General features: G+C 43.0%; 10 protein-coding genes. All 10 read right to left on the bottom strand.

Annotated elements, in window-relative coordinates; translation table 11 throughout:
• Window positions 1-3: 3 nt before the first annotated feature.
• A complete protein-coding gene (locus tag PSU78_RS04175; RefSeq protein WP_300384735.1) occupies window positions 4-609 on the bottom strand; it encodes a hypothetical protein in 606 nt (201 codons plus the stop codon).
• The gene (locus PSU78_RS04170) at window positions 609-1235 is read right to left on the bottom strand and encodes a hypothetical protein (protein WP_300384733.1); all 627 of its coding nucleotides are present in this window, start codon (window positions 1233-1235) and stop codon (window positions 609-611) included. Before PSU78_RS04170 ends, PSU78_RS04175 begins: the two co-directional genes overlap by 1 nt.
• On the bottom strand, window positions 1232-2884 hold the full coding sequence (locus tag PSU78_RS04165; RefSeq protein WP_300384731.1) for a hypothetical protein: 1653 nt from the start codon (window positions 2882-2884) through the stop codon (window positions 1232-1234). The genes PSU78_RS04170 and PSU78_RS04165 overlap by 4 nt, the downstream gene beginning before the upstream one ends.
• A gap of 175 nt (window positions 2885-3059) precedes the next feature.
• Window positions 3060-4265: a type II secretion system F family protein gene (locus PSU78_RS04160; protein WP_300384729.1), complete on the bottom strand. Its 1206-nt coding sequence runs from the start codon at window positions 4263-4265 to the stop codon at window positions 3060-3062.
• Between the two features lie 5 nt (window positions 4266-4270).
• Window positions 4271-5977 (bottom strand): GspE/PulE family protein, encoded by a 1707-nt coding sequence (locus tag PSU78_RS04155; RefSeq protein WP_300384727.1) that lies wholly within the window; start codon window positions 5975-5977, stop codon window positions 4271-4273.
• 219 nt (window positions 5978-6196) lie between these two features.
• Window positions 6197-7738, bottom strand: a complete 1542-nt coding sequence (locus PSU78_RS04150; RefSeq protein WP_300384725.1) for a tetratricopeptide repeat protein — start codon at window positions 7736-7738, stop codon at window positions 6197-6199.
• A gap of 8 nt (window positions 7739-7746) precedes the next feature.
• The gene (locus tag PSU78_RS04145) at window positions 7747-9630 is read right to left on the bottom strand and encodes a type II secretion system protein GspD (protein WP_300384723.1); all 1884 of its coding nucleotides are present in this window, start codon (window positions 9628-9630) and stop codon (window positions 7747-7749) included.
• A gap of 155 nt (window positions 9631-9785) precedes the next feature.
• A complete protein-coding gene (locus PSU78_RS04140) occupies window positions 9786-11342 on the bottom strand; it encodes an AAA family ATPase (protein WP_300384720.1) in 1557 nt (518 codons plus the stop codon).
• A 20-nt stretch (window positions 11343-11362) separates the two neighbouring features.
• Window positions 11363-12796 carry a sigma-54 dependent transcriptional regulator gene (locus PSU78_RS04135; protein WP_300384717.1) on the bottom strand — a complete coding sequence of 478 codons (1434 nt, stop codon included), beginning with the start codon at window positions 12794-12796 and terminating at the stop codon, window positions 11363-11365.
• 205 nt (window positions 12797-13001) lie between these two features.
• Window positions 13002-13703: a GGDEF domain-containing protein gene (locus PSU78_RS04130; protein ID WP_300384714.1), complete on the bottom strand. Its 702-nt coding sequence runs from the start codon at window positions 13701-13703 to the stop codon at window positions 13002-13004.
• Between the last annotated feature and the right edge of the window lie 78 nt (window positions 13704-13781).

Genomic DNA, 13781 nt, shown 5'->3' with positions numbered 1-13781 from the left:
GCACTATTCTGCATTGTTACCTGATGTGCTTCGGCTAGAAGTATCAGCGTCGTCTATCGTGCCGCTTTGTTTTAAATTCAATCTCTTCGCCTTCTCAACAACTTGCATTTCATAAATTTTATTATTTTCTGGCTCGTACATTTGCCCTGCTTTTAGGCGGATTTGTTTACCATTCGCGGGTATTTTTACATCAACGCCTTCAGTACTTGCGCCTTTTTTTGAGAACCCTTTTTGATTAAGTTTACCAATTTTCACATTGTCTATACTGCTATTTTCTTGCACGGCCTGGCCGTTAATCCATAGCGTATTGGCTGCGCCATCATTACGTTTAACATAGCCTTGTAGGGTAATGGGGTCTGGTAGTTCAACTGGAGTAGCTTCTGTTATCACCGCTGATTGCTGAGCATCTGCTGCGGGCGTAACTTTTAGTTTTTGATTTTGCCTAATCACATTAAGGTTACTGCGCTCATTGGGTTTGCTAAATAGTCTACCTAATTGGTGATTGCCTTCAATTGAAGTTTCAGCGTGTGACTGTAGCGAGAACAAAGTAATACACAGGCTTGCTAATAAGCTTGTGAATAGTTTGTATGATGGTTGATTAATACGCATTAGGGCGTCGTCGTTTGAGTGGGTGCTGGTTCACGCAACGTGAGCCAATCTAACTCACACTTTGCGTGCAGGTTGGCTATGAGTTGGTTACTTAGCGCGCCGCCTGCATTTAATCGGGTAATTTCACAATCGCGTAGCATAAAAACCTCTTCATTTTTTTTACTTAATGCTTCGGTTAACTGCAGTATATCTTCCTCATGCAGCATATCAAGGTCTAGCGTCATGACCGATCGGTTCAACACAAACCCACCAAGATTACTCGCAAAGCTTGGTTTATACGGCTCTTGTAAGCCTATGCCATATTTAATACTAAACAATTTATTCAGCTGATGTTGCTTGCGTAGCTCGTCCACCCACTCTAATCTGCGTTCTTCACCAACCAAACCCTTGTTAATCAGCGCCTGATATTGCGGCAAATATTCGGTCATTATTTGTTTCTCTACACCCGATGACTGATAACGTTGTCTTGCAGAGTTGAGCAAATTCTGCTGTTGCTGCATGGATTTTTCTTGCTCGCTAGTAAATTTTTGCGCCAGTGCTAATAACGCGACAACCGCAATCACCACCACCACTAGCAATGAAATGCTGACTTGTAGCCTTTGCCAATCTTGCTTATCTAGTTTCATGGCTGCTTTGCCTCAGCCACGCCTGCATTTACAGCGACTTCAGGCGCCTTGAGTATCACTTTTAACTTGAATAAAGCGGGTTGTGTTTGTGCAGTCTGCTCATCGGTAGTACTGCCTTGCAAGTTCACAAAAGAACTCACATTCACTGGTTCTTGTAACACTTCTACTGCAGCTATGTTTTGGTCAAGATTGAGCTTTTCTACAAATTTATGCACGCTGTTTAATGCGCTGCGGTAATCTCCTGTGAAACCAGAGATTTCTGCAGTCACATAAGCCAGTTCATATAGTTTTGTTGCATCAGCTGTAAATGCCGGGTTGGTAGGCGTACTAGAAGCTGGCAAACTAATGAGTTTATCGTCATCTTTACTATTCATATCGTTAGTTAGCACCCAGTGCAATCGGTCTAGCTGCACTTCTGGCACTTGCTCCAGCGCAGTACTGACCACTTGCATCATGCGCCTTGGTGATTTTGGATAAGTCGAAATGGTTTTATCTAACTCTACGGCGGCTTTTAAGTCTTCTGCGCCTATTGTAGTGACTGGGAAATTCTTAGCAGCCTCGTCATAACGACGTTGCTGTAATACCGTATCTTGCGTCGCCTCTTTTAGTGCTGACTGATAGCTTAAACCTTGCATCAACATTCCACCTGCGGCAAACAGACCCAACACACCCAGCAGCAAAGCAGCTAATTTGATCTTCTGTTTTAATTTACTAAAGTCATATTCTTTAGTGAGCGCTTCAGGAGCAAGGTTATCGACCACATGCCCACTAGCCAACAAATGCATATGCAGTAACTCTGGCATTTGCTCTATTAATTTTGTGGGTAGGTTTAAGCTTTTGGTAATTTGGCTTAAATTAATATCAGAACACTCAATGCCCTGCTCTTGGCTAATCCCCTGACTGATATGTTGCGTAGAACCATCTAGGCTGGCTAACACTAGATTTAGCGGTGTTTCACGGGTAATAAAGCGTTGGCTAATCAAATAAAGTCGCGTTTTTTCTGTTTCTACCAGATAAAAATAACCTAATTGATTTGCCGCTGTTGGCACATTGGGCACAAGCCGACTCATACGGAGTCGACCATTATGAAAATAAGTTTGGCGTAAACCTGAAGATAATTTTTCGCATAACAAGATATGCGGTGCCATTAATTTTAACTGCCGCACCAATACTTGGCTAAGCATTGGTAGTAAGTAAATACCTACCAATTGCACTTTTGCAGCTTGTATCAAATTGACCCATGTTTGCAAAAAGTCAGCATTGTTAAGCGCGACGAATAGGTACTTATCGTCTTTCCGTTTAGTCGTCTCACGATTCACAAAGTGCGCAGTACGATAGTCTAAACCACGATAGAACTGGTTAAGCTTACGGTTCACCAGCTCTTTTTTTGCCGCACCTGTGGTATGCGGTACGCTCTCTAAGCGGTAATCCTCTTCTACCGCGTCCGCCATTAAATACACTGGAATGCTGATATATTGTTTCAGAAACTCAGCAAATCCCTCATGCCCAGCGTCATCATTATTAAAAGCTTGGCTGCCTTGTAATTTACCCGCATGCCATAACCCAGCTAACAGGCTGTGTGATGTAGCGCATAATACCAATTTATCGGCGCGGCTAGTCATGACTTGAAAGACATTTTTTAAAACCATGACCATAAATGCAAATATCTAAACCACGCAAGGCACATATAAAAAATTGCGACGCCGCATATACCTGATATGTAAGGAGTAATTTTTTGTGTGTAACGCAGTGTAGTGACATACGACTTTTCAAGCACTTTTTAGTGCTTAGAAAATCGGAGTGCCTGTGGTGCGAAATTTGCATTTATATTTTCAACTTACTAAATGAATCGTAAACTGGTCCCAATACTGAATACATAATAAAGCCAAGTATTAAGCCGAGAAAGACGGTGAGTGCTGGCTCTATCATTTTGAGTAGCTTATCCATAGAGTCATTCACATCACGATCATAAAAATAGCTGATGTTAAGTAATGATTTATCTAATGCGCCGGTATTTTCACCCACTTTAATCATACGCACCACCAACTGCGGAAATAGCCCTGCATTTCGAAAGCTTTCAGACATGGACTCGCCTGAGCTAATTTGTGCATGCACGCGGCTAAGCGCATCAGCCACCACGCGATTACCTACAATTTTTTCACAAATTTTAATCGCGTCTAAAATTGGAATGCCTGTTTGGTACATCAACGCAAAATAGCGCGCAAATCGCGCCATAATAATTTTGTTTAAAATTGGCCCTGTATACGGCAGTTGCAGTTTAATCATATCAAACCGATAACGCGCTATGGGATTGGTTCTAATGATACTTGCAAGGACAACCACAACCAACACTGGTAACCCAATCATCAGCCACCAATAGTGAACAAAAGCATCTGACAATGCGATTAAAAACTTGGTATTCATGGGCAACTCTTGCCCCATATTTTTTAGAAAAGACGCCATTTGCGGCACAAGGTAACTCATTAAAAAAGCTACTGCCCCAAATACCACCACCGCAACAAAAGCTGGATATGCTAATAGTTTTTTGGTTTGCGACATTAACTCGTCTTGCCAGCGCAAGGTATTGAACAAGTTATTAAACACTACGGGTAACTGGCCAGTTTGCTCACCCGCGCTCACCAAGCTAACAAATACCTCGGTGAAAACATTCGGGTGTTCGGCCAAGGCTTGTGAAAGCATTTTTCCGCCTTCAACTTCTGCACCAATTGCGCCGAGTACTTTTTGGAAATACGGATTATTGCTGCTTTCTCGTAAGTCGGTTAAACACTCTAACAGCGGCACACCTGCACTGCTTAACTGCTCAATTTGAAAGCAAAACATCACTAAATCTTGATTGCTGACTTTGCTACTATTCAACAAACTTGTCGATTTTGCGACTGCTCGATAGGTGATTAAATCTAAACCCATGCGTTCAAGGCGAATCTCTAAATCCACCTCGTTAAGCGCGTCTATCTGCCCCATCGCGGGACGACCTAATTGATCTATCGCTTTGTAATTGAATGAAGGCATTAAAATTATGAGTTTAAACGGTTGGTTAAATCAATCACGCGCATCACTTCAGCCAAGCTGGTGTAGCCTTCTATAATGCGACGCACACCATCTTCGGCCAAGGTGACAAAGCCCTTATCCATCGCCATTTTTTGCAACTCATCCAAATGCGCGCGGCGAGAAATTAACGAGTCCATATCACTATCAATACGTAATAATTCAATAATCGCCATACGTCCGCGATAGCCTGTTTGATTGCATTGCTTACAGCCTTTTGGCTTAAAAATCTTTGGTTTATCGCTCGGTTTTAATCGCATAATTTTGCGTTGAAGGTCATCCAGCTCATGCGGTTCTTTGCAGTGTGGGCAAAGTACGCGCACTAAACGCTGTGCAACCACGCCGATAATATTGCCCGCCATAATATCTGGCAAAATACCAATATCTGAAAGCCGCGGAAAAACACCTAATGCAGAATTAGTATGCAAGGTGGTAAACACTTGGTGACCAGTCATAGCGGCACGAAAAGCCATCGTCGCGGTGTCTTCATCACGCACTTCACCCACCAGAATAATGTCTGGGTCTTGGCGCATAATCGACCGAATACCATTCGCAAAATCGACTTTATTGACTTCAGCCACCGAAGTTTGGCGCATCATAGAAACGGGATACTCTACAGGGTCTTCCAGCGTCATGATATTCACGGCTTCAGTGTTGCGATATGACAGCAGTGAATAGAGCGTAGTCGTTTTACCGCTACCTGTAGGCCCAGTGACAATGACAATGCCCTCAGGGCGCGTCATCATAATGCGCAATTCCTCTAACGTATTAGGACGCAAACCCATACGCTCCATCGGGATGATAGACTTTTCTCTATCCAGCACACGCAGTACGATATTTTCACCATTGATTGTCGGGTGACTTGATACCCGAAAATCAATCGGACGACCGCATAAATTCATGCTCAAACGGCCATCTTGAGGCGCACGTGTTTCTGCAATATCTAAACCACTGAGCACTTTTAGCCTAACGACCACCCCACCCCAATAGCTTTTATGCAAACTACGCACTTGGTGAAGCACGCCATCGATTCTGTAACGTATGCGTAAAAATGCATATTCAGGTTCAAAGTGAATATCTGATGCGCCGCGCTTAACTGCATCCATCAACAACGCACCCACTAAACGAACCACAGGTTGAGTGTATTCATCGCCACCAGCGCTTAAGCTATTGTAATCAATCTCGCCTGTTTCAATTTCATGCAAAATGCCATCAACAGATAATTCATACCCATAAAAATGGTCAATGTATTCTTCCAGCTGCGCTTCTGCGGCGAGTAATGGCCGAATTTGAATACGACCGCCAAGCATGGCGCGGAGCTGATCCAACGCCACCACGTTGAACATATCGGCCATAGCCACCACCAAGGTTTTGGTGACAGCTTCATAAGCAATAGGTAGCAAATGATAGCGACGGGAAAAATCTTGCGGCACTAGGTTCAGCGCATCGACATCCGCCACAATGGTAGACAAATCAATACTCTCGAAACCGATGGTGTCAGCCACTACATCGCGCACCATAATCTCTGTGACAAAACCCAATAGCACTAACTGCCGACCTAATGGCAAATCACTATGCTCCTGCTCAGTAAGCGCGATGCGCAGCTGATCAGGGCTGATCAAGCCTTGCTGAACCATCAACTCGCCTAAGCGAGGTTTACGTCTTTGTTCAGCCATCTAGTAAGCCTGATTTACCATTTTTTGAAAACGCTCATACATAAAATTTACCATTTCATTTCTGCTTTTTCTAAGCATTCTTAGTTATAAATATTGCTAAATATTTAGCTCCCTCACTCTTTAAGGGGGAGGGCTGGGGAGAGAGTAAATTATTCAAAGTACTTAACACGTTACCACCATCCTAACCTTCCCCTTAAAGTGGGAGGGAGTATTTGCATATTATTGAAGTTCGCGAATTCTCGCCTCTAACTGTGCTCTATCGGGACTGTTGCCGCCAGATTTATTCAGTAGATCCAAAGCGCGTTGGTACTGTTTTAAAGCCAAACTAGACTTACCCATTTGGTCTAAACTAATCGCCAAATTAAAGGCATAGTCGGCATTATTGGGTGCTAATCGGCTAGCATTAAAATAAGCTTCTTGTGCAGAAGGCCACTGGCTTTGCTCTGCGTATAAATTACCTAAAGCTGCATGTAAATTTGCGCCTTCTGGCTGCTGCGCAATCATGTTCTTAATACGGCTTTCTGTGCCAACCGCATCGCCATTAGCACCGTCTGTATTCATTGGACGGCTACTCACAACCGCCGTTTGTGCAATGCTATTTCTAGGCTCAATTTCCAATACTTTTTGATACCAACCTTGCGCATCCGCATCGCGTCCTTGTCGTTGAGCAATCGCCGCCATGCCAAGCAAAGCATCTACATTATGTGTATCGCGCTGCAACACTTGTCGATACTGCTTCTGTGCATTTGCATCCTCACCACGCGTGAAAGCTTGGTAAGCAGCAAGTAGTGTTGGATCTACGCCTTGTGACTGCACCTTGCTAATCAGTGTAAGTGGTTTTTGCTTCTTATTGCTTGCTGGCTCTGCGTAGCTTGTATCAGCTGCTTCATATTCAGCATCATTATTTCTATTTGCCTTCTTAATTGATGACCTTTTTGGCTCAGTTTCAATCACATCTTCAACAACATGAGACTTTTCTAATGTTTTATTGTTAAACGCTGCGGTAGTCGCTTTATTATCAAGACGACCAACATCACTCGCTTGATTGACAGTTTGACTCTCTTGTACGGAAACCTCTGGAACGGGCATTGCGACTTCAGCTGGCGTTAGCGTGCTTGGCGGCGTTGATGCTACTGCGACTTGTGGTTGCATAGGCACAATAGGTTTTAGCACTACAACATCTGGCGTGGTGAGACGCTTAATATAGTCATACCCCTGCAAACCCAACAAAACCAACAACGCGCCCACCACACCTAAGCTAATTAACGCAAGTTTTGAGCTAGGTGCTTTGGCTTCTTTATTCGCTACAAATACCTTAGCGGCGGTCTTTTGATTCAACTCATCATTCACCATTTGCAAAGCAGGTGTTGGGCCTGTAGCCGCGGCCTTACTTTTAACACGCGTGGATTGTAATGTCTCTTGTGTAGCGTTCTGTAATGGCTTTGTCTCTACTGTTGATTTACTGGCAATTTTAGACGAGGTTTTTGGCTTGGCATATTGGCTAGCCACGAAAGATGTACCAGTTAACCCAGCCTCCTCCTCCAAAGAAAGATTTTGGTCAAGCGGCACGCTGACTGTTTTTACACTTGCCTCTAGGGCCTCAACCACGGGAGCAAGCTCAGCCTCCTGCACTGTGGCTTCGATAGGCACCAGCTCAAGCGATAAAGCCTCTTCAGCCACGTACGCACCCGTTTGCTTTTTGTCTTTCTCCGCCTGCTTATTTTTTTCTAAATGATCTAATGCTTTAATGAGTAAACTCATATAAAAGTTTACCTTTCATTTTCGGCTTCAGCTTCTGAAGCCCTCTCTAAAGCTTGAAAAGGTAGATATTGCTTATAACTAGAAAGTTCATCACTCTCTAGACTAGCGTTTGTAATCACTGTGGGGCGTAAGAAAATAACCAGTTCAGTTTTAGTCGTATTATTATCTTTCGCTTTGAAAGCGTTACCAATTACAGGAACATTAGAAACACCTGGGACGCCATTATTGTTATTTGAAATTTCATCTTGCATTAACCCCCCCAATATTACTGTATTGCCACTTGGCACCTGCAACATTGACTCCATTTCTCGCACAGAAATCTGTGGTATCACACTCTTAATATCTGCTGTTAACCCCCCAGCTTTGGCCTTTAAGTCAGGGTTTGGGTCTTGAATTTCATCTGACAACCTTGATATTGTTGGTCTCACGTTCATAGTAACGGTTCCGTTTTCGTTCACCTGAGGCGTCACACTCATCCATATACCTACAGGGATGGTATGAGGAGTGGTTGTAACAGTAGAAGGAGAGGTGACGTTGCCGTTTGCACCAATTACAGCAGGAGTAGCTACGATAGTAAAATACACTCTATTTTCTACGGCCTTAAGAATGGCTGTTTGACTATTTAGCACCATCATCTTAGGGCTAGAAAGCACCTTAGTAGCACCGAATGTTTGCAACAACTTAACTGATGCAGCTATATTCCCCAATGCAGTTCCTGATTTATACCCTACCACCAAAGATGGCAGCTTTGATGCAACCGTATCGGGAGTAGAGAAGGATGTGCTTTGTTCAAATGTAAACCCATTTCCTAAGCGACTCCAGTCTACGCCAGCTTGGAATCTATCATTGAGTTTAATTTCAACAATTGAAGCCTCTATCAGCACTTGGCGTCTACCACTAGCTTGCACTCTATCTAAAAATTCTTGCACCTTTTCTTGTTGGCGCTGTGTGGCACGCACACTAAGCACTCCAGTCTCTCTATTAGGAATAACGGATGCCGCATATAGCTGGCGATATTCTTTTGCATTGCTATCATTTCTAGCATTTTTACTTGCCAACTTTGTTGCCTCAAGCGCTTCATTACCACTTCCAGATGCCCCTTCAGCACTACCTGAATTTAATCCTGTTGTACCTCCTGCGGAGGCTGAGCCTGAACCTGAGGCTCGAACAGAGTCATTCATTTTGTAAGATTCACGAAGTGTAGAATCACTTACAAGCCTTTTAATTAAAACCTCTTTATCACTTTCCTGCAAAATACTTTCAATATTTTTAATAAGCGTATCCCAATAATGGTTTTTTGACTCACTCACCACTTTAGTTTTAGATGTATTGTTACTAGCGTCAGATGCACCTCCAGCAGCAGAAGCACTTGAAGCAATTTCATTACTTACACTCACCTCACCAGTAGTGTCACGATTCATGTTGACGTAATTCACCGCGTAAGTTTTCAGAAACGGAGTGTCTGGCTTAATCGTTAAAACGTTATTTTCAATTTTATAAGTCAAATCCACCTGTTTAGATAAGCGTTCTAAAATAGCAGGCAAAGTTTGATCTACCGCATTCAGAGTGACGCGACCTTGAATTGATGGGTGAATATCAATATTAAGTTTGCTATCACGCGCAATGGCGAATAGCACCTCTTTTACTGGCGTATCGTAAACAACGATGCTGTAAAGCTGTGCTTTTACCTGTGGTTTTGGTGGGGGAAGATAGGTATTATTGGTAACGGGTTTAGGAATATTTGCTGTTACTGGTTTACTGTCGACTGTGTTATTTGAGCCTGTTTGTGTTTCAGCTTGATGCTTAGCGGTATTTTGCCCATCAATATGGCCATTTGAAGGTGTGATTTTAGATTGATGCGCGCATGCAGACATACCTAAAACAAGCATCATGCATAAATGCCCTAATATTTGTTTGTTGTTTAGCACAGTCCCACCCCCAGCTTATTGCTTAAATTACACTCTTTTGTACATTTTGCATAATAACTCAAAAAAAGCAAGAAATATGAACAGAATATCAATTGTTTACAATAAGTTACGCGCTATATTTATTGCGTTTGATCAATATCCTTATTAATACCTGCAAAAGTGCGTAAGTAAGGTTTGTTATTTTTAATTGATATTGGCAGATTTTTAAGTGCGGCTAGCGCTTCGTTGCGTTCTGCAAATTCGCCATACAAAATCACGGTGTAGGTTTCACCATTTTGGGTTTTACGGTATAAATAAATATTATCTATTTCTAATTGCTGGCTAATTCTATCCAGCTCCGCTTTTAATTGATCGTCTTTCTTCTGTTCGCCGCTCAGCTTCGCATCTGTTGGTAGCGACTTAATTTGTAATGTTATTGTGCTTGGTGCAGCGCTTAACAAATGACTTCTAGTAACCTCTAAACGCTTATCTACCAAGGTTTTAGTTTCAGCTATATTGACGGGGGCAGTTGGTGTGGCTGTTGGCGCCACAAATGTAGCGGCTGGCGCAGTTGCTACTTGATTATTTAGGGTAGGCTGAACGACACTTGCGGGTACCGCTGGACTTGCCAATGACACCGTGGTTGTCGGCTCAACAACCGCAGCATTGGGGTTCGGAACGGTTATATTACTCGCCACAGGCGTATTAAGAGCAGGAGCTGACGCTTCAACTTTTACTTTTTTGGGCTGAGCGGCAACAACTACATTTTTGACGACTGCAACTTTTGGCTGATGTTGATATTGCCACCATGCATAGCCTATCGCTATTGCCAAAAGGCCTATCAACACGCTCGCACCTATAAAATACTGCTTGTAATTAGTTGTTTTACGACCAAATTCACTGTCTTGAATTGCCGCTTTGACATGTTTTGGTGTGACCTGATAAACATTATCCGCATAAGCGGCTAATAGTGACTTATCTGCCAAGATATTCACCCGTCGCGCCAAACCTTCCGCTGCGGCTGAAAGCTTTTTAATCGCGGCCTCAGAAAATAGATGCGGCCCATGATACCCAGCGGCACGCAGGCGCAAAATCAAATATTCGCCGATATCTTTCGTGCCTAAAGGTTCTAAATGAAAACTGTGCGTAATGCGTTCGCGCAACTGGCGGATATGCGTCTCACTCAGGTTAGCGTCAAGCTCGGGCTGGCCAAATAACACAATTTGCAGAAGCTTATCTTGCTTGGTTTCTAAGTTTGATAGTAGTCGAATTTCCTCTAGCGTAGCTAGCGGCATGCCTTGCGCCTCTTCGACAAAAATCACCACTTGCCGACCTTCAGCATGGCGATTGAGCAAATGTGCTTGCAAAAGCTGCATCACTTTTAGGCGATCTGAATTTTTAGGCACTTTAAGCTGCAGCTCAAAAGCAATCGCGTGCAACACGTCTTCTGGCGCTACGCTTGGGTTAGCTAAATAAATGCTCTCAATTTTCTCTGGCAGGATGGTTTGCAGCATGCGGCAAAGCATCGTTTTGCCACTGCCGACCTCACCGACTACTTTAATGATACCTTCACCGTTAGTGATGGCATAAACTAGTGCATCTAATACGGCGCCACGATTGCCGCCCGAGAAGAAAAAATCCGTATTCGGGGTGATTTTGAATGGCGGCTCTTTTAAGCCAAAGTGCGGGTAATACAAATGGTTTCCGTTGGTCTATTCTAGTTTTCGTCAGTGTTACTCATGCGGCTATACAGCGTTGTGCGGTTCACGCTGAGCAACTTTGCTGCTTGACTTAAATTGCCATGCGTCATTTGCATTGCCGCTTCAATATAAGCGCGCTCCCAGCTTTTAAGTACAGAGTCTAAACTCACATTGGCTTGACGCTGTAAATGACGTTGTGCTTGCGCCGTCATACCTGCTGCATCGTTAATATTTAATAATTCTGAACCTGACGCTGATGACTCCGGCTCAGATAAATCGAACTCCGCAACCAATTGAGTAGCATTGAGTGTTTTGCCGGAATATTTCGCAATTAAGCGAATCACAATGTTTCTGAGTTCGCGCACATTACCTGGGAATTTATAATCCAGCCAACGTGCTTGCGCAGCTTCATCTAACACAAATGGCGCCTTACCTATCTGTTGCGCATAAAACTGAGTGAAATGCTCACGCAGCAAATGCTTGTCATCCCCCAAATCTCTTACAGGTGGCACATGCACAGCAAACACGCTTAATCGATGATATAAATCAGACCTGAATTTACCTGCGCGTACTTCGGCACGTAAGTCACGGTTAGTTGCGGCCACAATACGTGCTTGACTCTTACGCGTTTGCGTTTCGCCTATACGCTGATATTCACCATTTTCAAGCACGCGTAGCAGTTTAGCTTGCAACTCTAAAGGTAACTCGCCAATTTCATCTAAGAAAAGTGTACCTTCACTGGCATCTTCAAAATAGCCAGCATGTGCAGCAATAGCACCAGTAAACGCGCCCTTGGTATGCCCAAACAATATAGATTCAGCCAATAATGGCGAAATTGCAGCGCAATTGACTGACAAATAGGGATGCAGCACACGCTTACTTGCATGATGAAAACTACCCGCAACCAGCTCTTTACCACTGCCAGACTCCCCTTCAATCAGTACTGGGAATGGCGAATCGGCAAATTGCGTAATTTGCGTACGCAATGCTTGCATAGGCAAACTGGCTCCTAATAAGCCATCGAACTCCAGCTCAGCCTTAACTTCATTGAGCTCAACATCTTGCACCTTGAGCGATTGAAGCAGCATGTCTTTAAGCTTTTCAACATCGCAAGGTTTTGCAATGAAGTCTACTGCGCCTAGAGTCAGCGCACGCTTGACGTTAGCATCGTCACTTTGACCAGAAAGCACATGAATTTTAATAGTTGGAGAATGCGCTAATAGTGCGCTAATGACTTTAAAACCTTCTTCAGGCGTGTGTGGTGATGGTGGAAGACCTAAATCAACCAATGCCAAGGCTGGCATACTATCTTGCTGTTGAAGTAAACTTTTTAATTGTGCATAAGACTCTGCGACGCATACTTCAAAGTACTTACTCAACACGAAGTGCAGCGTATCCGTAATTAAAGGATCATCATCAATAATCATTAACACTGGACGAAGTGCCGCCATCAATTTAGACCTTTACATAAAATTTAACAACTTCAACAATCAATACCACTATAGCCTGAAAGGCCATATGTATCAATTATTTTGCCATATGTATTTTAACATTTTAGTTGATGGAGCTTGGTCTAAACACGTCACGAGTAAACTGCCTTAAGTTCTTAGATAGAAACAAACATACGGGTAAAACCTTATTACTTAAAAATCTAAATTAAAAGAGCTCTATATCGCCTTCTTTTTTATTTTCTTGAAGGGCGCCATCGGCTATTAGCTGTTCATAAAAGCTGACTCTATTACGGCCATTATTTTTTGCAAAATATAGCGCCAAATCCGAGTGGTCAATTAACTGGCTAGGAAGGTCATACGCAAAAATCTGAGTATAGCCTGCACTTACAGTCACTTTTCCAACCTGAGGAAAATCAAAGCCTCCTACTTTCTCCCTAAATCTATTGAGAACATTGGGAATATCATCATGACTTGAGCATTCAAAAACGCCTACGAACTCCTCACCCCCAAAACGAAAAATCTGGTCACGACTTCTGAAAGTTTGCGTCATTAGCTGGGAAAATAAAAGTAATACCTCGTCACCAATTAAATGACCAAACTCATCATTCACTCTCTTAAAATGATCAATATCAAAAATAGCCAGAAAATACGCCTTGTTAGCTTCATCATTTTTGAGTTTAGCCTCCTCTTGCATTTGCACCAAAATCTTATTGATTTTGTAATCAAAAGTTTTACGATTAAGCAAGCCAGTTAAGGTATCACGCTCATTATCATTAATAAGGCCCGTGAAGTTTTGATATATCTTTAATATTGAAGTAATGACCTCATGCAGCTGAGAGTCACAAATCATTGCCTCTATGGCAACAATTGCAACCGTATGATCTTTTGTATTCTTAACTGGGTACAATCTGATTGGAGATGCACCTGTTTGTGCGTATTACGGCTATCGTGACCGATCAAAACGGACTATCGTGACCAGTTGCGC

The sequence above is a fragment of the Methylotenera sp. genome, assembly GCF_029945705.1.
In the GTDB taxonomy this organism is placed as follows: domain Bacteria; phylum Pseudomonadota; class Gammaproteobacteria; order Burkholderiales; family Methylophilaceae; genus Methylotenera.
This window is presented reverse-complemented; position numbering and strand designations above follow the sequence as displayed.